Genomic DNA, 20,652 nt, shown 5'->3' with positions numbered 1-20,652 from the left:
CCGGGCGCGTCCGCGCTCCCATGTGACTTCCGGCAGGGCCGTCGTTGTCCTCCCCTCCATCGAGCGGGGGGACGAGGGCGGCCCTCCGTGTTGCTGAGAGCCACACCCACGGTTCACGAGCACGAAACCGACCGTTGACCTAGCTGATATGACGGTCATACAATCCGACAATCGTACGGACGCGGTCCGGCGCACTATGGATCGTTCACCTGCCGCGCTATTCCCTGAGGAGTCAGCTATGGCGCCCCACCTCCCGGCAAGCGCTGCCCAGACGCGGCGGAAGACCGCCCTCGCCGTGGGCATCGGAAATTTTCTCGAATGGTTTGACTTCGCGGTCTACGGATTCTTCGCGACGACCATCGGCAAGCTCTACTTCCCCAACGACGACGCGGCGGTCTCGCTGCTGTCTTCCCTGGCTGTCTTCGGCGTCGCCTTCCTGATGCGGCCCATCGGCGGTTTCGTGATCGGCTCGATCGGCGACCGCAAGGGACGCCGCTGGGCGCTGACGATGACGGTCGCCATGATGGGAGGCGCGACGACGCTCCTGGGCCTGATGCCGACCTACGAGCAGGTCGGCATCCTCGCCCCGATCCTCCTCGTGCTGATGCGATGCCTGCAGGGCTTCTCGGCCGGCGGCGAATGGACGGGCTCGTCGGCGTTCCTCCTGGAGCACGTTCCCGCTCACCGTCGTGGCCTCGCCGGGAGTGTCATCTCCTCGACGGCGGCGCTGGCCACCGTCGCGGGCAGCCTGAGCGCGCTCGCCCTGAACGCCGGGCTCAGCGAGGAGGCGCTGAACTCCTGGGGATGGCGCGTGCCGTTCCTCGCCGCGGCGCCCCTCGGCCTCATCGGTCTCTACATCCGGATGAAGCTCGACGAGACCCCGGTGTTCATGGAGATGCGCGAGCAGAAGGCCGTCATCGACCGTCCGCTGCGCGCGGCGGGCCGCCGGAACGTCAAGTCGATCGTTCTGACGTTCTTCTTCGCCAGCGTGCAGGGACTCGGCTTCTACTACCTGGCCACCTACGTGGTGAACCACCTGTCGCAGACCGTGGGCCTGCCGCGCACGACCGCTCTGATGCTCAGCGCGGTCGGGCTCACCTTGTACGCGTGCCTGTGCCCGTTCGCCGGGGCGCTCTCCGACCGGTTCGGGCGGCGTTCCATGAACATCATCGGCAGCTTCGGCCTGGCCCTGATCGCCTACCCCGCCTTCGCGCTCATGAGCGGCGGTGGATCGTTCCAGATCGTCCTGGCCATCTTCATCTTCGCGGTCTTCCAGTCCATGGTCAGCGTGACCACCGTGGTCATGCTCACCGAGCTGTTCCCGGCCCAGACCCGGGGGAGCGGCAGCGCGATCGGGTTCAACCTGGGCCTGGCGCTGATCGGCGGCCCTGGTCCCTTCATCGCCGCGGCCATCGCCACCGCCTCCACCGACAAGGCGATGCCGGCGATCTACATGGTCGCGGTGGCGCTGGCCGGCGCGCTGGTCGTGCTGCGCTGGCTGCCCGAGACGCGCGGCCGGGCGCTCGGCCTGACAGAGAAGGAGCCGGCGGGGATCGCCGAACGCAGCGAGGCGTAAGGTTCGCCGGTTCGAGAAGGCCACTCGCGGTCGAGCGGGGAGAGGCGGTCGCACTGCTCGGCGCGAACGGCGCGGCAAGACGACGTTGCTGCGGGCCATCATGGGACCGGTCGCCTACCGGCGCGGGAGCGTCCGGGTCGACGGCGCCGAGATCTCCGGGCTTCCGGTGCGGTGATGAGCGACCCGAAGATCATGCTCCTTGACGAGCCGCCGCTGCCATCGACACCGTCGCCGAGGCCCTGATCAAGCTGCGCGAACGCGGCGGATCGCTGTTGCTGGTCGAGCAGCGCGTCGATCTGGCGCTACGCGCCTGCGACCGTGTCTATGTCCTCACCGAGGGGCAGGTGGTCGCCGAGAACGAGTCGAAGGACATCGACTCGGAACGGCGGTCCCTGCTCGACGCCAATCTGGGATAGGAAACCACCACGATGATCGGATATCTGCCCCTTACCCGGACGGGGGCGCTGTGACGAGCGACGCGACGTACGAGGTGATCGCGCTCCGGTACGGAACCCGGCGCGGGGCGAAGGAGGAGATCTTCCTCAACTACGCCATCTACGGCGAGCCGGACGAGCCGCTCGGGATGGACTACTACTGCTGGGTGGCCCGCAACGCCGAGCGCACGGTCGTGATCGACACCGGCTTCGGCGAGGTGGGCGGCGCGCGCAGGCGGCGGACGACCCTCGTCCCGCCGATCGACGCGCTGACGCGGATCGGGGTGGACGCCGCGACGGCGCCACAGGTCGTCGTCACGCACGCGCACTATGACCACATCGGCAATCTCCCGGCCTTCCCCGCCGCCGAGGTCGTCATGGCCCGCCGTGAGTACGACTTCTGGACCGGTCCGTACGGACGGCGGGCGCAGTTCGCCTGGTCCACCGAGGAATCCGAGACGGCTCACCTGGCGGAGGTGCGCGCCCAGGGCCGGATGACCCTGATCGACCAGGCGTACAGCCCCGCGCCCGGGATCGAGGTGATCCCCGTCGGTGGCCACACGCCGGGGCAGGTCATCGTCCTGGTCGCCACCGAGGGCGGCCAGGCCGTGCTCGCCTCGGACGCCGCGCACTACTACGAGGAGATCGAGCGGGACCGGCCGTTCGCGTACGTCGCCGATCTGGAGGCGATGTACCGCGGCTTCGACCTGCTGAAGGAGATCGCCTCCGAATCGGGCCGCGTGATCGTGGCGGGGCACGACCCGGAGGTGATGCGGCGGTTCCCCGCCGTGGAGGGCATCGACCCGGGACTCGCCGTCCGCGTCGGCTGACGCGTCGCGAGGTCCGGCCAGGCCGGTGAGCCCGACGGCGGCGCACCGGAACACGAGCAGGAGGGAATGGGCGCAATGGCGCGAAGGACACTGGACGGCAAGGTCGCCGTCGTCACGGGCGCGGGCGGGGGGATCGGCGCGGCCAGCGCCCGCCGGCTGTCCGAGGACGGCGTCCGGGTCGTCGTGGTGGACATCGACGGCTCGGCGGCGCGAGCCACCGCCGAGGCGCTGCCCGGGGAGGCGATCGCGGTCCAGGGCGACGTGTCGCGGGAGGAGGACGTCGACCGTTACGTCCAGGCCGCCGTCGAGCGCTTCGGCCGGATCGACCTGCACCATCTCAACGCCGGGATCTTCGGTACGTTCGACCGCCTGCCCGAGGTGTCGGCCGGGGACTTCGACCGGGTGATCGCGGTCAATCTCCGGGGCGCCTTCCTGGGCCTGCGGGCGGCCTTCCGCCGTTACGAGGAGCAGGACGGCGGCGGCGCGATCGTGCTGACCGCGTCCATCGCCAGCCTGCGCGGCAGCGCCGACCTGCTGCCGTACCAGACGTCCAAGCACGGCGTCATGGGCCTGGTCCACGGCGGAGCCCTGTACGGCGGTCCGCTGGGCGTTCGGGTGAACGCGGTCGCCCCCGGCCTCGTCCCCACCGGGCTCTTCGCCGCGGGCGGGACGGCCAGGGGCGGGGGAGGCGACATGGAACAGCGCGGCACCACCACGCCGATGCGCCGGGTGGGGACGACCGAGGAGATCGCCGGGGTGGTGGCCTTCCTCCTGAGCGATGACGCCGGTTATGTCACCGGCGAGGTCGTATCCGCCGACGGCGGGGCGTCCGTGGTGAACACGGTCCGCCCATCCGGTGGCGCCGGCGCCTGGACCCCGTCATGATTGTATGACGGACATACGGTAATATTTCATGCTGGAAGGGCATGCTGGAATGCGCCTTCCGCAGCAGCTTGAGGAGCGTGAGGCATGACCGGACGGCGGGTCGGATTCATCGGCCTGGGAAACATGGGCGGCCGCATCGTACGGCGCATCGTCGACGGCGGTCAGGCGGTGCTCGGCTTCGACCTTGACGCCTCGCGGGCCGCTGCGGTGGGCGCCACCGCCGCGGCCACCGTCACGGAGGTCGTCCGGGGCAGCGATGTCATCCTGATGTCGCTGCCCGACAGCAAGGCCGTCGAGGCGGTGGTCCGTGGCGACGAGGGGATCCTGGCGGCGAGCCGCGCCGGGCAGATCGTGGTCGACCTGAGCACCGCGGCCCCCGGCTCGACGGTCAGGTTGCACGCGGCCTTCGCCGAGCGCGACGTGGAGTACCTCGACGCCGGCGTCTCCGGCGGCGCCGCCGCGGCGGAGAAGGGCACCCTGACCATCATGGCCGGGGGCTCGGCCGCCGCGCTGGAGGAGCTCGGCGGGCTGTTCGAGCTGTTCACCTCCAAGGTGTTCCCGATGGGGGAGAGCGGCGCCGGGCACACCGCCAAGCTGCTCAACAACTTCCTCAACGCGGTCAGCCTGGCCGCGACCGCCGAGGTCATGGTGGCCGGCCGCAAGGCCGGACTGGACCTGCGGACCCTGCTCGACGTGCTCAACGCCAGCAGCGGCGTCAACTTCGCCACCCTCAACCGCTTCCCCCGCATCATCGAGGGCGACTATCTCGAAGGCGGCCTGACCGGCGCGCTGATGATGAAGGACGTGGTGCTGTACGTCGATCATCTGCATGAGCTGGGCGTGCCCAGCCTCAACGCCTCGGGCCCGATGGCCAGCTTCGGCCTGGCCAACAGCACCGGCTACGCCCACCTGATCAGCAACCGCGTCGTCGACGCGATCGGCGACATCTCCGGTGGCGTCCGGCTGCACGACGAGCCGGGCGCGGACGACGGCAGCGGAAAGGCGACACCATGAGGATCATTCGTGGCCGCGCTCCGGGCAGCGCCTCCGAACAGCGCTCGGCCACCTTCACCGGCACCGTCTGGGCGGACCCCGTCCTGCCCACGACGGACGGCGTCACCGTCAACAACGTCTTCTTCACACCGGGCTCGCGCACGCACTGGCACAGCCACGAGCACGGCCAGATCCTGCACGTGACCGCCGGGAGCGGACGGGTGTGCACGCGGGGCGAGGAACCACAACCGCTCGGGGCCGGCGACACGGTCTGGGTTCCGGCCGGCGAGACGCACTGGCACGGAGCGGGCCCTGACACCTACCTCCTGCACCTGGCCATCTCCCTTGGCACGACCGACTGGCACCAGCCGGTCGGCGATGACGAATACGGCGCCACCGCGTGAAGATCCCGGGCGGGTGCCATCGCTCTCAATCAGAGGGGATACCTGAATGACCAACCAGCAGGCCGACGGACGTTTTGAGCGCGGTCTACAGACGCGGCGCGAGGTCCTGGGCGCCGAGCACGTCGATCGTTCCCTCGCGCGGGTGAGCGAGTTCGCGCGCCCCATGCAGGAGTTGGTCACCGAGTACGCCTGGGGTGAGATCTGGACCCGTGACGGACTCGACCGCAAGACCCGCAGCCTGCTGAACCTGGCCATGCTCACGGCGCTCGGCCGGATGCACGAGTTCGCCGTGCACGTGCGGGGCGCGGTGACCAACGGATGCACGGAAGAGGAGATCCAGGAGACCCTCCTGCAGACCGCGGTCTACTGCGGGGCGCCCGCCGCGCTGGAGTCATTCCGCGTCGCGGAGAAGGTGCTCGAGGAGGTTCGCACGCATGAGTGACGCACCGGTGAACGACGAACCGGGCGAGACGATCGTGGGCCCCGGCGCGGTCGTGGGATTCGTCGGGCTGGGCAACATGGGGTCCCCGATGGCGGGACGGCTGGCCGGGAGGGGATACGTCGTGCGCGGGTACGACGTATCCCCCGAGGCGCGCGCACTCCTAGCCGAGTCCACCGGCGCCACGGTCGTCGAGACGGTGGCGGAGGTGGCCGACGGAGCCGATGCCGTCGTGCTGATGCTGCCGAACTCGGCCGTGGTCCACTCCGTGCTCTTCGACGCCGGCCTGCTCGACCGCATGGCACCGGACACGGTCCTGATCGACATGGGCTCCTCGGAGCCCCTGCGGACCCGTGAGCTGGCGAGGACGGCCGCGGATCGGGGTGTTCCGGTGGTCGACGCGCCCGTCTCCGGCGGAGTGCGGGGCGCCCGGGACGGGAGCCTGACCATCATGGCCGGCGGGCCACCGGAGGCGGTCGCGGCCGTGTACGCGATGCTCGGCATCCTCGGCGGGAAGATCCTGCACGTGGGTCCGGCCGGCGCCGGGCACGCCCTCAAGGCGCTCAACAACCTGCTGTCGGCCACGCACCTGCTGGCCACCTCCGAAGCGATGCTGGCCGGCCAGGAGTTCGGGCTGGATCCGGCGGTGATGCTGGAGGCGATCAACGGATCGAGCGGCCGCAGCGGTTCAACGGAGACCAAATGGCCGCGTTTCATCCTCGATCGTGGCTTCGACTCCGGTTTCGGGCTGCGGCTGATGCTCAAGGACATGCGCATCGCCGTGGGGCTGGCGGACGCCACGGGACGGCCGTCCCGCCTCGGCGAGGCGGCCGTGGAGCTGTGGGCCCACGCGGCCGAGCGACTGCCCGCGGAGGCCGACCATACCGAGATCGTGCGCTGGCTCGAAGCGGAGGGCGAGAAGGCCGATGATTGACTTGGATCGTACGATCGTCAGGCCGTAGGCTGGCATGGTGGCGAGCACCGAAAATCAGACGACCGGCGCGCTGAGCGGCATCCGTGTGGGGCGCGTCGCCGCTCCGCTACGCGAGCAGGTGCTGGAAGGCCTGCGGCACGCCATCCTCAACTTCGACCTCAAGCCCGGAGAGCGGCTGGTCGAACGCGAGCTGATCGAGCAGATCGGCGTCTCCCGCACGACGATCCGTGAAGTGCTCCGTGAGCTCACCGCCGAAGGTCTCGTGGTGGTGATACCGCAGAAAGGCGCGGTCGTCTACGCGCCGTCCCCGGTGGAGGCGCAGGACCTCTACGCGGTCCGCGCCTCCCTGGAGTCCCTGGCCGTGCGGCGCTTCATCGAGCGCGCCTCAGAAGCGAGCGTCGACGCGCTCCGGGCCAGGGTCGACGAGATGGAGAGGGTGGCCCTGGGAGACGGCGACATGCTGGCCCTCCTGCAGGCCAAGGACCGCTTCTACGACGTTCTCCTCGAAGGCGCCGCGAGCCCGACCATCCAGGACATCCTCGGCGGGGTCCAGGCCCGCGTGCGTCTACTGCGCGCCACCTCGCTGTCCCAGCCGGGACGGTCGGTGCACGTCATCGCGGAGATCCGCGCGCTCGTCGCCGCGATCGCGGCCCGCGACGCCGATGAGGCGACCCGCCTGTGCGTCGAGCACCTGAACAGGGCGGCGGCGACCGGCCTCAAGGCGCTGGCGGCCGAAAGGGCCGCAGGCTGACGGGACGGCGCTCGGACCCGACGGCCATCCCCTTCATCGGGTTCTCAGAATGTTGCTCTAGCGTTGGGGCATGAGCGAGCTGGCACGGTTGCTGGTGGTGGACGACGAGCCCGCACTGCGCGAGGCGCTGCAGTCGAGCCTGGAGTTCGAGGGCTACCAGGTCGTCACCGCCAACGACGGGCAGGCTGCCCTGGAGGAGCTGGCGCGCACGCCGTACGACGCGGTGCTGCTCGATGTCATGATGCCGAGGCTCGACGGGCTGACCGCCTGTCGCAGGCTCAGGGCGGCGGGCGACCACGTGCCGGTGCTCATGCTGACGGCCCGCGACGCCGTCGGTGACCGGGTGTCGGGGCTGGACGCGGGCGCCGACGACTACCTGGTGAAGCCGTTCGAGCTGGACGAGCTGCTGGCACGCGTACGGGCGCTGCTGCGGCGCGGCGCGTTGAGCGCCGGGGAGCCTGAGCCGACGCTGTCCTTCGGCGACCTGAAGATGGACCCGGCGACCCGGGAGGTCACCAGGGGCGAGCGGCGCCTGGACCTCACCAGGACCGAGTATCTGCTGATGGAGCTGTTCCTGGCGCACCCGCGCCAGGTGCTGACGCGGGACCAGATCCTGGCCGAGGTGTGGGGGTTCGACTTCGAGCCGTCGTCCAATTCGCTGGACGTGTACGTGATGTACCTGCGGCGGAAGACCGAGGCCGGCGGCCAGTCCCGGCTGATCCACACCGTGCGGGGCGTCGGCTATGTGCTCAGAGGCACTGCGTGAGAGCTCGCAGCATGCGCTCGCGACTCACCCTGCTGGTCGCGGCGGCGGTGGCGATCGCGGTCGCGGTCTCGGCGGTGGGCTGCTGGTACTTCGTCCAGCGGGAGCTGTCGTGGCAGCTCAACCAGTCGCTCAGGGACATCCGCGTGCCGTGGAAGCTGATGGACAAGGCGGTGAAGGACTGCTCGCCGAATCCGGTGACCACTCCGGCGGACGAGGACTATCTGCCCTTCCCCGAGCCCATGCAGATCGTCTTCCCGGACGGCACCCGCTGCGTCATGGGCAACACCGCGGTCAAGGTCACCCATCGGGAGAAGAAGATCGCGGGCGGCTACCGTGGCCAGGAGGAGGTCTACGACGGCCACGCCGACAACGGCAGGCCCATCCGCGTGCTGGTCAAGAACGTGGACCAGAACGCGGCGTTCGTGATCGCCAGGCCGCTGAACGAGCTACGCGGCACCCTGCGCAGGGTGTCGGTCATGCTGGTGATCGTCGCCGCGCTCGGCGTTCTCGCCGCCGCGACGGCCGGGCTGCTCGTCTCGCGGGCGGCGCTGCGCCCGGTGGGGCGCCTGACCAGGGCGGTCGAGCACATCGCGCAGACCGAGGATCTCACCACCCGCATCCCGGTGGAGGGCAGCGACGAGATCGCCCGGCTGAGCGCCTCCTTCAACGCCATGACCGCCGCCCTGGCCGGATCCCGCGTCCGCCAGCAGCAGCTCGTCGCCGACGCCGGGCACGAGCTGCGCACTCCGCTCACCACCCTGCGCACCAACATCGACCTGCTGCTGCGCAGTGAGCAGACCGGCCGCAGCCTCGACCCGGGCGCCAAGGAGCGGCTGCTGGTGAACGTGAAGGCGCAGTTCGCCGAGCTCACCACGCTGGTCGGCGACCTGCTGCAGCTCGCCCGCGGCGACACCGACCACGAGCCGCACGTCGAGCTGCCCCTGCACGAGGTCGTCACGGCGGCCGTGGAACGGGCCAGACTGCGTGGCGCCGAGGTCAGCACCGAGCTGTCGCCGTGGTACGTCGTCGGCAGCGCCGCCTCCCTGGAACGGGCCGTGCTCAATCTCATCGACAACGCCGCCAAGTTCAGCCCCGGCCGCGCGGTCGAGGTGGTGCTGCACGAGGGCACGCTGACGGTCCGCGACCATGGGCCGGGGATAGCCGAGGACGAGCTCCCGCACGTCTTCGAGCGGTTCTGGCGTTCGCCGTCGGCGCGTTCGCTGCCGGGTTCGGGGCTCGGCCTCGCGATCGTCGCGCAGGCCGCGGCGGAGGCCGAGGGAGTGGTCAGCCTGGACAACGCGGACGGCGGGGGAACCATCGCGACGATGAAGCTGCCGGGAGGGCCGCAGGCGGCCGGCTGAGCGCAGGGCCGGAGTGAGTCAGGCGGGCATGGCGGCGAGGAGGAAGGCCAGGCGGGCGGCGGCGGACTCCACGTCGTCGGTGCTGCCCAGCCGGTATCCCCAAGAGGTGACGAAACTGCCGTTCTCCGAACACGTCACGCTTTCCATGAGAGTCGCGGAGAAACGGTTACGCACGGACACATAGGCCGGGTCGCTGGCGAGGGCCAGAACCTCCACGGACAGATCAGCGTGGCGGCCGATGAACCAGGCGAATCGCTCGAGGCAGAGCGCCGTATCAAGCATCATGCGTCACCTCCGTCTCGCGTCAGAATTGCACGATCTTGCGGCGGGGGGCAAGCAATTGCGAGATTAATGTGAGGATTGTTTGCGGTATTCGTCAAGGACGCGAATGATGACGTCACGCCCCTCTTCTGCAAACTTCGCTACCTTTGTGTAATCGGCGAAGGCCCGCGCGTAAAACGCGATGTCATCGGGGTCGCGCATGACCAGCTCCTTGGTCATCGTGCCCACCCCCACCATCGCCTCGTTGTAGATCCAGAAGCCGTGCATGGGCGCCGACGGCAGCTCCTGCGTGAAAGGGATCACGCCGAATTCCACGTTCGGCAGCGTGCTGACGGCCAGCAGCCGGTCGAGCTGGCCGCGCATCACGTCGACGGGGGTCAGCCGGGTGTGCAGCACCGCCTCGGAGATCACGAACCTGAACGTCCTGGTGCGGTCGTAGAGGATCTCCTGGCGCTGCATCCGCACCCGCACCGCCGCGTCGATCTGGTCGGCGGCGCTGTACAGCCGCTTGACCTTGCGGAACACGTGCCGGGCGTACTCCGACGTCTGCAGCAGACCGACCATGACGGCCGGCTCGAACGCGCGGAAGAGCCTGGTCCGCGCCTCCAGGTCGCGCATGTCCTCCTGGATGGCGGCCAGGCCGCTGCGGTGCCGCTGCTTCCAGCCGTCGTGCCGCTCCTGCAGCGCGAGCGCCTGGGCGATCAGGTCGTCCGTCGTCTCACCTGCGGCTCCCACCGCCTGGGCCCAGACCACGACGTCGTCCTCCGTCGCGGTCTGCCGCGCGTTCTCCAGGCGGGAGACCTTGGACGGCTGCCAGCGCAGCCTCTCGGCCAGGTCCTTGCCCGAGAGCTGGGCCGCCTCGCGCAGCTGCCGGAGCCGGCCGCCGAGGTCCATGCGCGCCTGCTGAAAGGACGTCACGCCGGATGAGGCTAAACCGCTCACGTGGATCATGCCACCCTTGGCCGGACAATCGTGATCAACCGGATGCGAGGTCCCTAACTGGGAAAGCGGTTGCCGATTCGTCGGGCAGAACCCGGCGGGCGATCTCGGTGAGCAGTTCGCGCGGCACCTCGACCGCGACCTCGCCGTCGAGAATGTCGCGTAAGTCGGAAAGGGCCTCGGCATCCGTGACGCGGAGGCCCTGCACGACGATCGTGCCCCGGTCGGTTTCGTACAGGGTGGGGCAGGCGCCCGCCTCTGACGTGGAACCCAGGAACCGCATACGCATGACGATCCTTCCCCGACAACAGTGCAATTGCGCGCAATTGTACGAGGCAAGGTGCGGCTTGTGATCGTTTTTCGTGATATTTCGGAATATGGGCGTTATGTCTAGAGGGAGTCGCGCATGATGGTGCCCGCGCGCTCGAAGAGGCTCAAGGTGGTGGCGTGCAGCGCGTCGCCGATGTCCTTGGGCGCCTTGCTCGCGCACGCGCGCGCGTGCGTGCCCTCCAGCACGATGCCGAGCTTGAAACAGGCCATCACGGCATACCAGTCGATCGCCGACAGGTCGCGCTCCGACAGCGCCGCATAGCAGTCGACGATCTCGCGCGGCGACGCCAGGCCGGGGATCTGCTCACCGCTCAACGGCAGAACGGCCAGCAGCCAGCCGAGATCGACCAGCGGATCGCCGATCGTGCACATCTCCCAGTCCACGATGGCCGCCACCCTCGGCCCGTCGTGGGCGTACAGCAGGTTGGCGAAGTGATAGTCGCCGTGCATGATCCCCGGCGTGAAGGTGGCCGGGCGGTTCGCGTCGAGCCACGCGGCCGTCTCCCGCAGCCCCGGAATCCGCGGCCCCGGATAGCCGTCGAGCTCGCCGTAGGAGTCGAGCTCCTTGAGCCAGCGCGGCACCTGACGCTCCAGGAACCCCTCCGGCCGGCCGAAGCCGGGCAGCACGTCCGGATCGACCCGGCCCAGCTCGGCCAGCGCCGAGGCCGCCTCCAGCGCCATCCGGTGGCGGATCGCCGGATCGGAGGCGTGCGGCTCGGGCAGCCCCATCGACGGGTTGAACCCGTCGACCGGCTCCATCAAATAGAAGACCGGCTCCAGCTCCGACCGCACCTCGGTCTGCGCCGCCACCAGCCTGGGTGCCGCGACCGGCGTGTCACGCAGCGCGGCCAGCACCCGCGCCTCGCGGCGCAGCACGTCGTTGCTCTTCGCCCGGGCGTGCACGGGCGGCCTGCGCAGGATGTACGGCCTGCCGCCGCGCTCGAAGCGCACCATGACATTCTGGGTGCCGCCGGGGACCGGAGCCGCGCCGGTGATCTCTCCCTCGGGCAGTCCCTGCGCGTCCATCCAGGCGCCGAGAGCCGCCAGATCGATGGCGCTCACGTCGATGTGCGTGGAGGTCATGAACTGCCTTTCGACCGGACAAAATATCAGCGGTGACCCTACGAGAGCCCGGCTCGGCCGGTCAACCCAGGGCCTGCATGAACGGCAGGTACTGCCGCGACCGGTCACCGGGCAGGACGCCGCCCCGGACCATCAGCGACACCTCCCACGGGCTGCCGATCCCGTGCCCGTCCGCCCACCGCACCAACTCGTCCTTGGCCAGATCGAGGTCCAGCCGCACCTCGCCGCCCGCGTCCAGCGCCAGATCGCCGATCAGCGCCCTGGCCGTCTCCTCGTCGCGCGCCACGACGGGCCCGACGACCACGTTGTCATCGTTGCGCCAGCAGTGACCGAAACCACCTTCGGCGATCCGTACCTGCTCGCCGAAGGCGAACATGCGCCGCAGCAGCGCCGACCTGTCGGTGCCGAACACCTCGGCGTCCATCGCGACGATCTCCCCGAGGTCCGTCTCGGTGGCGGCCCGTGTCCGGCCGGAAGGCTCGCCGCGGAAGACGCCGGTGCGCTTGGCGACCCGGCCGACGGTGCGGAAACCGAGCGTCTCGTACAGCGGCCGGCCGTTCTCCGTCGCGTGCAGCGACACCACCCGGTCCCCGGCCTGCGCCAGCGCGTGCGCCATCAGGTCGCGGGCCAGGCCGCGCCTGCCGTAGCGGGAGGCGGTGAGCACCATGCTGATCACGGCGTGGCCGGCGCCGTAGCGGGTCAGCACGGTCGTCGAGGCCAGCCCGTCGCCGTCGGGCGCGTCGATGCCGTACACCTCGCCGACCTCGAACAGCAGCGCCCACTTGTGCCGCTCCGGCAGCCACCCCCGGTCCTTGGCCAGCCGGCCGCAGTCGTCCAGGTCGGCGAGGGTGAGACGGCGCGGGGTCATGTGTCACATACTCCTGCATTCCTGGCCCTGTGCTCAACGCGATTATCGTGGATCATGAGCTGATGCGATGCGTGGTGGCGGTCGACGTCGGTGGCACGACCATGAAAGGCGGCCTGATCGCCCAGGACGGGACGATCCTGTACGCCGAGCGCCGGTCCACTCCCCGAGCCGAGGGGCACGCCCGGGTGATCGCCGCCATCTCGGCCTTCGTCACGGACCTGGCCCGCCCCCGCACGCTGAACGGCGGCCGGGTCCATCCCGAGGCGGTCGGCCTCGCCGTGCCCGGCCTGGTCACCCCGGACCGCGCCGTCTACTCGGCCGCCTTCGGCTGGAAGGACGTACCCGCCGAGGCCTTCACCGACGTCGCCCTCCCCATCGCCCTGGGCCACGACGTGCGCGCCGCGGGCGAGGCGGAACTGGCGTACGGGGGTGCGGCGGGGCATGTCCTGTTTCTGCCTGTCGGGACGGGGATCGCGGGCGCGCTCGTGCTGGCGGGATCGCTGTACGGCGGGGCAGGCGGGTGGGCCGGGCAGGTCGGGCATGTCCCGGTCTGGCCGGATGGTCTGCCGTGCCCGTGCGGACAGCGCGGGTGCCTGGCCGCGTACGCGTCGGCGTCGGCCATCGCGAGCCGTTGCGGCGAGACCTCCGCCGCCGACGTCGCCCGCCGGGTGGCGGCGGGCGATCCCCGGGCCGTCACGGTCTGGGGCGAGGCGGTGGAGGCGCTGGCCCTGGCCCTGGCCACCTACACGCTGCTGCTGGACCCGGCGCTGATCGTCATCGGCGGCGGTCTCGCACAGGCGGGTGACCTGCTGCTCGACCCCCTGCGCGAGCGGCTCGGGGACCGGCTGGCCTTCCGCCCCGCCCCCACGGTCCGCGCCTCAGCGCTGGGCCCGGACGCGGGGCTCCTCGGAGCCGGTCTCCTGGGCTTCCGCGCCCTGGCCCGCCCCTGAGCCCCGCCGGCTCACAGCAGGGATCGCGGCAGGTCCACCTGCTGGGCTCGCAGCTCTTCGCCGAGGGCCTTGGCCTGGGGGTCCATGCGAGGGCTCGCCGCCACGCCTCTGCCGAGGAGGCCGTGGACGACGAAGTTGAGCGCGTTGAGGTTGGGCAGCTCGTAGCGGTCGACGCGGTACGGGGCCAGGGCCGGGAGCAGGTCCTTGAGGCGTTCGATGGTGAGGTGGCCCGTCAGCCAGGCGTACTGCTCCGGGGTGGTGGTCCAGACGCCCAGGTTGGCGTTGCCGCCCTTGTCTCCCGAGCGCGCCCCGGCGATGCGCCCCAGCGGGACGCGTACGAGCCGCCCGTCCGGAGGCCCGCCGGCCCTTTCCGCCTCCCCGTGAGAGGCGAGAGGCGCGGGCTCCCCCTCCGAGGCGACCTCCTCGGGGACGGGCTCCCCGGGCAGGGGGACCTCCTGAGGAACGGGCCGGCCGTCCAGGAAGACCTGCGGGTGCACCTCGGAGGCGGGCACCAGGACCGGCCAGTAGACGCCGTACGGGGAGGCCGCGCCCGGCGGGGTCAGACTGTAGAAGCCCGGGTAGCTGGCCAGGCCCGTCTCCACCACGGCGGCGGAGAAGGCCCGCCCGGCCCGGTTCCGGTCGGCGTCCATGACGGTGATCCGGAGCAGGCCGGAGTCCGTCAGGGTCACGTCGACCTCGTCGAAGGAGTCCTTGGGGATCCTGGCCCAGATCGCCTCCTCGGCCACGCGGGCCTTGGCCTCCAGGTCCAGGCCGGTCAGCACGAGCGTCATGGTGTTGCGATAGCCGGCCAGATGGTTGACCGCGACCTTGAGGGTGCCGGGCGGCGGCTCGCCGCGCACACCGGAGACGCGTACCCGGTCCGGCCCGTCGTCGGCCAGGCCGATGGTGTCGAAGCGGGCCACCACGTCGGGGCCCGGATAGCGCGGCGCGGCGATCTCGTACAGGAGCTGGGCCGTGACCGTGCCGATCGAGACCAGCCCGCCCGTGCCGGGGTGTTTGGTGATGACGCTGGAGCCGTCGGCGTGCAGCTCGGCGATGGGGAAGCCGCAGTGGGCCAGGTCGGGCACGTCCTGGAAGAAGGCGTAGTTGCCGCCGGTGGCCTGGCAGCCGCATTCGATGATGTGGCCGGCGACCACCGAGCCCGCCAGCGGGTCCAGGTCGCCCGGCTGCCAGCCGTACCGCCAGATGCCCGGCCCCGTCACCAGCGCCGCGTCCGTGACGCGGCCGGTGACCACCACGTCGGCCCCCGCCGACAGGGCGGCGGCGATGGGACGGCCGCCCAGGTAGGCGTTCGCGGTCAGCGGCGTGGCATGCAGCTCCTCGCCGGTGTCGGCGTTCACCAGGTCGAGATCGCGGCCCGTGAGGTCGTCGCCGGTCACGTGGGCGACCTTGGGGGACAGGCCGAGCCTGGCGGCGAGCTCGTGGACGGCTTCGGCGCAGCCGGCCGGGTCCAGGCCGCCCGCGTTCGTCACGATCTTGATGCCGCGATCCAGGCAGGGGCCGAGGACGTCCTCAAGCTGACGCAGGAAGGTGGGGGCGTAGCCGGGGCGGCCCTTGAGCCGGTTGCCGGCCAGGATGAGCATGGTCAGCTCGGCCAGCCAGTCGCCGGTCAGCACGTCGATGGGACCGCCCTCGACCATCTCGCGGGCGGCCGACAGCCGGTCGCCGTAGAAGCCGCTGCAGTTGGCGACCCTCAGGGGGGACTCACCTGCCATCGGGGACCCAGTGGGGCGGCCGCTTGGCCATGAAGGCGGCGATGCCCTCCTGACCCTCCTCGGACGTGAAACGTTCGGCGGACAACTCGGTCATCCGCCGCAACCCCTCCTCGAACGGGATCGCCGGGATGTCCCGGACGAGCCGCTTGGTGATGGCCAGCGCCTCCGGGCCGCCCTTGACCAGCATCCCGGCGTAGTGGGCGACCGTCGCGTCGAGCTCCTCCTGCGGCACGGCCCGCGTCAGCAGGCCGATCTCCACCGCCCTGGCGGCGTCGAAAACCTCGCCGGTCATGAAGTACTCGGCCGCCGCCCTCGGCTGCAGCCTCCTCAGCACCGGCACTGAGATCATCGCGGGCGCGACGCCGAGCCGTACCTCGGTGAAGGCGAACGAGGCCGTCAGCGGCGCGATGGCGAAGTCGCAGGCGGCCACCAGGCCGAGGCCGCCGGCGCGGGCGGTGCCGTTCAGCCGGCAGACGACCGGCTTCGGGCTCTCCCAGATGAGCGACAGGACCTCCGGGAACGACGCCGTCACCGGCGCGTCCCCGCGCTGCTCCTTCAGGTCCGCGCCCGAGCAGAACACCGGGCCTGTCCCGGTCAGCACGATCACCCGCGCCTGTGGCTCGGCCAGCGCCCGCTCAAGGGCGTCCGCCAGGTCACCGAGCAGGCGCACGGACAGCGCGTTGCGGTTCGGCGGCGAGTCCAGGGTGATCGTCGCGATCCCGTCCGCGAGCTCCCTGTGGACCAGGCGTGTCATGCGTCCCCCTCCTGAATGATCGCCAGCACGGCTCCGGCGTCGACCTGCCGGCCCTTCTCGACGTGCACCTCCGCGACGAAGCCGTCGGCCGGGGCGGCGATCAGGTGCTCCATCTTCATCGCTTCGAGCACCAGGACCGGCTGCCCCTTCACCACGCGCTCGCCCTGGGTCACCTCCACCCGCAGCACGCTGCCCGGCATCGGCGCGAGCAGCGAACCCGGCGTGACCTGCTCCACCGGCTCCGGCAGCCGCGGCACCGGCGTCAGCGCGACCCCGCCCGCGGCGGAGTCCACGTACACCCTGCCGTCCACCCTGCCGTCGTCGTAGCCGGACACCTCGAAGGCGTGCCGCACGCCACCCCGTTCGAGGACCACTCTGTACGGCCCGACGGCGGAGCTGTCCGGCTTGTGCGGCGCGGTGGTGGATTCTTCCTCTTTGTACGGCGCGGAGTCGTTCGCTGGGGTTGCCCGGACTGTCTCGATCACGCGGACCCCGGCGGGTGGCGGGTCGTAGACCACCTCGGCCTCCTCGAAGCGGGCCACCCGCGCCTGGGAGCGGACGTTGCGCCACCCGGCGGGCAGGCTCCCCAGGACCGGGGCGCGGTCCCGGTTGGCCGCGGCCGTCGCGAGGGCCGCCGCCAGCACGGCCAGTTCGTCGGGCGGGCCGTCGCCCGCGAACGCGTGCTGGTCGAGGAATCCGGTATGAGTGTCACCCGCCTCGAAGTCCCGATTTTTCAGGATGTCGAGAAGAAGGTCGCGGTTCGTGGTGAGCCCGTGGATCCGGGCCCGCCGCAGCGCGGAGACCACCTTGCGCACCGCCTCGCCGCGCCCCGCGCCGTACCCGATGATCTTTGCCAGCATCGGGTCGTAATGGGATGACACGACCGACCCGCTCTCCACCCCCGAGTCCACCCTGACCTGCCCGGACACCTCGAACCGGTGCAGCACGCCCGACTGCGGCAGGTAGGCCCGGTCCTCGGCGTACAGCCGCACCTCCACGGCGTGCCCGACCGGCCGCGGCGGCTCCGGCGGCAGGGCCGCGCCCTCGGCCACCTCCAGCTGCCACCGCACCAGGTCCACCCCGTAGACCAGCTCCGTCACCGGATGCTCGACCTGCAGGCGCGTGTTCATCTCCAGGAACGCCACCTGCTCGCCCCTGACCAGGAACTCGACCGTCCCCGCGCCCACGTAGCCGATCGCGCGGGCGGCCCGGACCGCGGCCTCCTCCAGGCGGGCCCGCATCGCCGGGGTGACGCCGGGGGAGGGGCATTCCTCCACGACCTTCTGGTGCCTGCGCTGGATGCTGCACTCCCGCTCGCCGAGCGCCCACACCGTGCCGTGCGGGTCGGCCAGGACCTGCACCTCGATGTGCCGGGCGCCCTCCAGCAGCGGCTCGACGAACACGCCGCCGTCGCCGAAGGCCGCCAGGGACTCCCGATGGGCGGACGCCACCTGCCGCGCCAGCTCGCCCGGGGCGCGCACCACCCGCATGCCCCGGCCGCCACCGCCGGCGACGGCCTTCACCAGCACCGGGAACTCCCAGGCCGGAGCCCCGTCACTGTCCGCCAGCTTGCCGTCGGCCGTCTCGGCCAGCGACGGGAGGGTGGGGACGCCGGCCTCGGACATCAGGCGCTTGGCCGTCAGCTTGACGCCCATCGCGGCGATGGCGGCCGGCGACGGGCCCACCCAGGTGAGCCCCGCCTCGACCACCGCCCGCGCGAAGGCCGCGTTCTCCGACAGAAAGCCGTAGCCGGGGTGCACCGCGTCCGCCCCCGACGCGCGGCAGGCCGCCAGCAGCCGGTCGACGGCGAGGTAGGTGTCGGCGGGCCGGACGCCGCTCAGCCGCACCGCGTAGTCGGCCTCGGCCGTGTGCGGCGCGCCGGCGTCGGCGTCGGAGAAGACGGCCACCGTCTCGATGCCCAGCTCCCGGCAGGTACGGAAGACCCGGCGGGCGATCTCGCCCCGGTTCGCCACCAGCAGACGTGTGATCACGGGCGGAACACCCCGAATCCCGCCGCCTCCGGCACCGCGGCGCTGTTGATCGCCGACAGGCACAGGCCGAGCACCGTCCGGGTGTCGCGCGGGTCGATCACCCCGTCGTCGTAGAGCCTGCCGGACAGGAAGAACGGCAGCGACTCCGCCTCGATCTGCGCCTCCACCATCGCCCGCATCGCCGCGTCCGCCTCCTCGTCGTACACCTGCCCGCGCGCCTCGGCCGAGGCGCGGCCGACGATCGACAGCACCCCCGCGAGCTGCGCCGGGCCCATCACCGCCGACTTGGCGCTCGGCCAGCTGAACAGGAACCGGGGATCGTAGGCCCGTCCGCACATCCCGTAGTTGCCCGCTCCGTACGAGGCGCCCATCACCACCGTCAGGTGCGGCACCGTCGAGTTCGACACCGCGTTGATCATCATGGCGCCGTGCTTGATGATGCCGCCCTGCTCGTACTCCTTGCCCACCATGTAACCGGTCGTGTTCTGCAGGAAGATCAGTGGTGTGCGGGACTGGTTGGCGAGCTGGATGAACTGGGTGGCCTTCTGCGACTCCTCGCTGAACAGCACGCCGCGCGCGTTGGCCAGGATGCCCACCGGATAGCCGTGCAGCCGTGCCCACCCCGTCACCAGCGAGGCGCCGTACACCGGCTTGAACTCCTCGAACTCGCTGCCGTCCACCACCCGGGCGATCACCTCGCGCGGGTCGAACGGGACCTTCAGGTCCTCCGGCACGATCCCCAGCAGCTCCTCCACCGGATAGACCGGATCCCTCCCGGCCTGCGGCCGGACGCCCTGCTTGCGCCAGTTGAGCGAGCGCACGATCCGCCGCCCGACGCGCAGCGCGTCGTGCTCGTCGGCCGCCAGGTAGTCGGCCAGCCCGCTCACCCTGGCGTGCATCTCGGCCCCGCCGAGCGACTCGTCGTCGGACTCCTCGCCGGTCGCCATCTTCACCAGCGGCGGCCCGCCCAGAAACACTTTCGCCCGGTCCCGCACCATCACCACGTAGTCGCTCATCCCGGGCACGTACGCGCCCCCGGCCGTGGAGTTGCCGAAGACCAGCGCGATCGTCGGGATCCCGGCGGCTGACAGCCGCGTCAGGTCGCGGAAGATCCGGCCGCCCGGGATGAAGATCTCCTTCTGCGTCGGCAGGTCGGCGCCGCCGCTCTCCACCAGATTGACGTACGGCAGGCGGTTCGTCATGGCGATGTCCGCGGCGCGCAGCGTCTTCCTGAGGGTCCACGGGTTCGAGGCGCCGCCCCTGACCGTGGGGTCGTTCGCGGTGATCACGCACTCGACGCCCTCGATCACGCCGATCCCGGTGACCACGCCGGCGCCGACGGCGAACTCGCTGCCCCACGCGGCCAGCGGTGACAGCTCCAGGAACGGCGAGTCCGGATCCACGAGCAGCTCGATGCGCTCCCGGGCGAGCAGCTTGCCCCGGCCGCGATGCCGCTCGACGTACTTGGTCCCGCCGCCGGCGACCGCCTTGGCGTGCTCGGCGTCGAGCTCGGCCAGCTTGGCCAGCATCGCCTCCCGGCGCCGCGGATGGTCGGCGTCGCTCGTGTCCAGCCTGCTGACGATCACGCGTCCTCCTCCGTACGTGACGGGAGCGTCAGGCCGATGGCTCGGGCCCAGAGCCGGGACAGGTGGTCCACGGCCGCCTCCTCGTCCGCCTGCTCGCCCAGGTCCAGCCATACGTGCGCGAAGTGCTCGACCATGCCGCCCAGCATGACCGCCGTCAGCCGGGGATCGAGCGTGGGGTCGGCCAGGCCCTGCTCCTGCAGGCGTCGCACCCCGTCGGCGCCGCGCCGTACGAAGACCTCGCGGAGCTCCAGGAGCAGCCGGCCGAACCGGTCGTCGGCGGTGGCCACGTGCTCCAGCGTGCGCATCAGCCGGGAGTTCGCCGACCAGGCGCGCAGGTAGAGCCGGTTGGCGGCCTCGATGCGGGCGTACGGCTCGGCGGGCGCGGACGGTCCCACGACGCTCGCCGCGAACATCTCACCCATGGCCGCCCCCGCCACCTCGGCGAACAGGGACTCCTTGGAGTCGAAGTAGGTGTAGAAGGTGCCGTGCGACACCCCGGCCCGCGCGCAGACGTCGTCGATCCGCACGGTGTCGTAGCCGTGCTCCTCGAACGCCTCCCGTCCTGCCCGCAGGAGCGCGGCACGCGTCCGCCTGCCCCGGGAGGTCAGCACACTGGACCTGACGATCACGTCAACTACGGTAGCCGCCTGTGGCCGTTCTGAGAAGAGAGCGAGGTGCCCGGCTCGGCAGCGGCGAACTCCGGCCCAGCACGGCGAAAGGGCCGCCCTCCAGCAGGTGGAGAGCGGCCCCGAACGAGGAG

At 71.1% G+C, this 20,652-nt stretch carries 22 protein-coding genes; 12 read left to right on the top strand and 10 right to left on the bottom strand.

Features of this window, described 5'->3' with window-relative positions; all coding sequences use genetic code 11:
* Positions 1 to 238: 238 nt before the first annotated feature.
* From ACIBQX_RS08655 to ACIBQX_RS08605, 11 genes are all read left to right on the top strand, one after another.
* Positions 239 to 1,576: an MFS transporter gene (locus tag ACIBQX_RS08655; RefSeq protein ID WP_397002145.1), complete on the top strand. Its 1,338-nt coding sequence runs from the start codon at positions 239 to 241 to the stop codon at positions 1,574 to 1,576.
* Between the two features lie 272 nt (positions 1,577 to 1,848).
* Positions 1,849 to 1,992: a hypothetical protein gene (locus ACIBQX_RS08650; RefSeq protein ID WP_397002143.1), complete on the top strand. Its 144-nt coding sequence runs from the start codon at positions 1,849 to 1,851 to the stop codon at positions 1,990 to 1,992.
* A gap of 50 nt (positions 1,993 to 2,042) precedes the next feature.
* On the top strand, positions 2,043 to 2,840 hold the full coding sequence (locus ACIBQX_RS08645; RefSeq protein WP_397002141.1) for an N-acyl homoserine lactonase family protein: 798 nt from the start codon (positions 2,043 to 2,045) through the stop codon (positions 2,838 to 2,840).
* Between the two features lie 75 nt (positions 2,841 to 2,915).
* Positions 2,916 to 3,725, top strand: coding sequence for an SDR family NAD(P)-dependent oxidoreductase (locus ACIBQX_RS08640; protein WP_397002139.1), 810 nt, complete (start codon positions 2,916 to 2,918; stop codon positions 3,723 to 3,725).
* Positions 3,726 to 3,809: 84 nt separating this feature from the next.
* A complete protein-coding gene (locus ACIBQX_RS08635) occupies positions 3,810 to 4,739 on the top strand; it encodes an NAD(P)-dependent oxidoreductase (RefSeq protein WP_397002137.1) in 930 nt (309 codons plus the stop codon).
* Complete coding sequence (locus ACIBQX_RS08630; RefSeq protein WP_397002135.1) at positions 4,736 to 5,122, top strand: cupin domain-containing protein; 387 nt, start codon at positions 4,736 to 4,738, stop codon at positions 5,120 to 5,122. The genes ACIBQX_RS08635 and ACIBQX_RS08630 overlap by 4 nt, the downstream gene beginning before the upstream one ends.
* A 46-nt stretch (positions 5,123 to 5,168) precedes the next feature.
* The gene (gene pcaC, locus ACIBQX_RS08625) at positions 5,169 to 5,564 is read left to right on the top strand and encodes a 4-carboxymuconolactone decarboxylase (RefSeq protein ID WP_397002133.1); all 396 of its coding nucleotides are present in this window, start codon (positions 5,169 to 5,171) and stop codon (positions 5,562 to 5,564) included.
* On the top strand, positions 5,557 to 6,495 hold the full coding sequence (locus tag ACIBQX_RS08620; protein WP_397002131.1) for an NAD(P)-dependent oxidoreductase: 939 nt from the start codon (positions 5,557 to 5,559) through the stop codon (positions 6,493 to 6,495). Before pcaC ends, ACIBQX_RS08620 begins: the two co-directional genes overlap by 8 nt.
* A 37-nt stretch (positions 6,496 to 6,532) precedes the next feature.
* Positions 6,533 to 7,246: a GntR family transcriptional regulator gene (locus tag ACIBQX_RS08615; protein ID WP_397002129.1), complete on the top strand. Its 714-nt coding sequence runs from the start codon at positions 6,533 to 6,535 to the stop codon at positions 7,244 to 7,246.
* Between the two features lie 70 nt (positions 7,247 to 7,316).
* Positions 7,317 to 8,012 (top strand): response regulator transcription factor, encoded by a 696-nt coding sequence (locus ACIBQX_RS08610; protein ID WP_397002127.1) that lies wholly within the window; start codon positions 7,317 to 7,319, stop codon positions 8,010 to 8,012.
* An 11-nt stretch (positions 8,013 to 8,023) separates the two neighbouring features.
* Positions 8,024 to 9,373 (top strand): sensor histidine kinase, encoded by a 1,350-nt coding sequence (locus ACIBQX_RS08605; RefSeq protein WP_397002125.1) that lies wholly within the window; start codon positions 8,024 to 8,026, stop codon positions 9,371 to 9,373.
* Between the two features lie 18 nt (positions 9,374 to 9,391).
* On the opposite strand, the gene ACIBQX_RS08600 is transcribed toward ACIBQX_RS08605, so the two are convergent.
* The 5 genes from ACIBQX_RS08600 to ACIBQX_RS08580 all read right to left on the bottom strand — a co-directional run bounded on the left by ACIBQX_RS08600 (position 9,392) and on the right by ACIBQX_RS08580 (position 12,875).
* On the bottom strand, positions 9,392 to 9,658 hold the full coding sequence (locus ACIBQX_RS08600; protein WP_397002123.1) for a hypothetical protein: 267 nt from the start codon (positions 9,656 to 9,658) through the stop codon (positions 9,392 to 9,394).
* A gap of 63 nt (positions 9,659 to 9,721) precedes the next feature.
* Entirely contained in the window at positions 9,722 to 10,573 is an 852-nt protein-coding gene (locus ACIBQX_RS08595) for a helix-turn-helix domain-containing protein (RefSeq protein ID WP_397002121.1), read from the bottom strand.
* Between the two features lie 58 nt (positions 10,574 to 10,631).
* Entirely contained in the window at positions 10,632 to 10,883 is a 252-nt protein-coding gene (locus ACIBQX_RS08590) for a hypothetical protein (protein ID WP_397002119.1), read from the bottom strand.
* A 101-nt stretch (positions 10,884 to 10,984) separates the two neighbouring features.
* Positions 10,985 to 12,007, bottom strand: coding sequence for a phosphotransferase family protein (locus tag ACIBQX_RS08585; RefSeq protein WP_397002117.1), 1,023 nt, complete (start codon positions 12,005 to 12,007; stop codon positions 10,985 to 10,987).
* 61 nt (positions 12,008 to 12,068) lie between these two features.
* A complete protein-coding gene (locus tag ACIBQX_RS08580) occupies positions 12,069 to 12,875 on the bottom strand; it encodes a GNAT family N-acetyltransferase (RefSeq protein ID WP_397002115.1) in 807 nt (268 codons plus the stop codon).
* Between the two features lie 62 nt (positions 12,876 to 12,937).
* On the opposite strand from ACIBQX_RS08580, the gene ACIBQX_RS08575 reads away from it, so the two are divergent.
* Positions 12,938 to 13,825: an ROK family protein gene (locus ACIBQX_RS08575; RefSeq protein ID WP_397002113.1), complete on the top strand. Its 888-nt coding sequence runs from the start codon at positions 12,938 to 12,940 to the stop codon at positions 13,823 to 13,825.
* Positions 13,826 to 13,836: 11 nt separating this feature from the next.
* Here the strand turns inward: ACIBQX_RS08575 and ACIBQX_RS08570 are convergent, their stop codons facing one another.
* From ACIBQX_RS08570 to ACIBQX_RS08550, 5 genes are read right to left on the bottom strand one after another with little or no spacing between them, the layout of a single operon-like run.
* A complete protein-coding gene (locus tag ACIBQX_RS08570) occupies positions 13,837 to 15,561 on the bottom strand; it encodes an acyclic terpene utilization AtuA family protein (RefSeq protein WP_397002111.1) in 1,725 nt (574 codons plus the stop codon).
* Positions 15,551 to 16,315: an enoyl-CoA hydratase-related protein gene (locus tag ACIBQX_RS08565; RefSeq protein ID WP_397002109.1), complete on the bottom strand. Its 765-nt coding sequence runs from the start codon at positions 16,313 to 16,315 to the stop codon at positions 15,551 to 15,553. Before ACIBQX_RS08565 ends, ACIBQX_RS08570 begins: the two co-directional genes overlap by 11 nt.
* Positions 16,312 to 18,306 carry a biotin carboxylase N-terminal domain-containing protein gene (locus ACIBQX_RS08560; RefSeq protein WP_397002107.1) on the bottom strand — a complete coding sequence of 665 codons (1,995 nt, stop codon included), beginning with the start codon at positions 18,304 to 18,306 and terminating at the stop codon, positions 16,312 to 16,314. The genes ACIBQX_RS08565 and ACIBQX_RS08560 overlap by 4 nt, the downstream gene beginning before the upstream one ends.
* Positions 18,303 to 19,835 (bottom strand): acyl-CoA carboxylase subunit beta, encoded by a 1,533-nt coding sequence (locus ACIBQX_RS08555; protein WP_397003827.1) that lies wholly within the window; start codon positions 19,833 to 19,835, stop codon positions 18,303 to 18,305. Before ACIBQX_RS08555 ends, ACIBQX_RS08560 begins: the two co-directional genes overlap by 4 nt.
* Before the next feature lie 53 nt (positions 19,836 to 19,888).
* Positions 19,889 to 20,521 carry a TetR/AcrR family transcriptional regulator gene (locus tag ACIBQX_RS08550; protein WP_397002105.1) on the bottom strand — a complete coding sequence of 211 codons (633 nt, stop codon included), beginning with the start codon at positions 20,519 to 20,521 and terminating at the stop codon, positions 19,889 to 19,891.
* Positions 20,522 to 20,652 lie beyond the last annotated feature (131 nt).

The sequence above is a fragment of the Nonomuraea sp. NPDC049714 genome, assembly GCF_044465295.1.
Lineage (GTDB): Bacteria > Actinomycetota > Actinomycetes > Streptosporangiales > Streptosporangiaceae > Nonomuraea.
Note: the sequence above shows the minus strand (reverse complement) of the source record. Positions and strands in the feature narration are given on the sequence as shown.

Bases quoted from the DNA above. Each gene is read 5' to 3' on its own strand.
- ACIBQX_RS08610 (WP_397002127.1), top strand. From the start codon at position 7,317: ATGAGCGAGCTGGCACGGTTGCTGGTGGTGGACGACGAGCCCGCACTG.
- ACIBQX_RS08600 (WP_397002123.1), bottom strand. From the start codon at position 9,658: ATGATGCTTGATACGGCGCTCTGCCTCGAGCGATTCGCCTGGTTCATC.
- ACIBQX_RS08590 (WP_397002119.1), bottom strand. From the start codon at position 10,883: ATGCGTATGCGGTTCCTGGGTTCCACGTCAGAGGCGGGCGCCTGCCCC.
- ACIBQX_RS08555 (WP_397003827.1), bottom strand. From the start codon at position 19,835: ATGCTGGCCAAGCTGGCCGAGCTCGACGCCGAGCACGCCAAGGCGGTC.
- ACIBQX_RS08585 (WP_397002117.1), bottom strand. From the start codon at position 12,007: ATGACCTCCACGCACATCGACGTGAGCGCCATCGATCTGGCGGCTCTC.
- ACIBQX_RS08635 (WP_397002137.1), top strand. From the start codon at position 3,810: ATGACCGGACGGCGGGTCGGATTCATCGGCCTGGGAAACATGGGCGGC.
- ACIBQX_RS08605 (WP_397002125.1), top strand. From the start codon at position 8,024: ATGCGCTCGCGACTCACCCTGCTGGTCGCGGCGGCGGTGGCGATCGCG.
- pcaC (WP_397002133.1), top strand. From the start codon at position 5,169: ATGACCAACCAGCAGGCCGACGGACGTTTTGAGCGCGGTCTACAGACG.
- ACIBQX_RS08570 (WP_397002111.1), bottom strand. From the start codon at position 15,561: ATGGCAGGTGAGTCCCCCCTGAGGGTCGCCAACTGCAGCGGCTTCTAC.
- ACIBQX_RS08580 (WP_397002115.1), bottom strand. From the start codon at position 12,875: ATGACCCCGCGCCGTCTCACCCTCGCCGACCTGGACGACTGCGGCCGG.
- ACIBQX_RS08620 (WP_397002131.1), top strand. From the start codon at position 5,557: ATGAGTGACGCACCGGTGAACGACGAACCGGGCGAGACGATCGTGGGC.
- ACIBQX_RS08630 (WP_397002135.1), top strand. From the start codon at position 4,736: ATGAGGATCATTCGTGGCCGCGCTCCGGGCAGCGCCTCCGAACAGCGC.
- ACIBQX_RS08565 (WP_397002109.1), bottom strand. From the start codon at position 16,315: ATGACACGCCTGGTCCACAGGGAGCTCGCGGACGGGATCGCGACGATC.
- ACIBQX_RS08655 (WP_397002145.1), top strand. From the start codon at position 239: ATGGCGCCCCACCTCCCGGCAAGCGCTGCCCAGACGCGGCGGAAGACC.
- ACIBQX_RS08575 (WP_397002113.1), top strand. From the start codon at position 12,938: ATGCGATGCGTGGTGGCGGTCGACGTCGGTGGCACGACCATGAAAGGC.
- ACIBQX_RS08640 (WP_397002139.1), top strand. From the start codon at position 2,916: ATGGCGCGAAGGACACTGGACGGCAAGGTCGCCGTCGTCACGGGCGCG.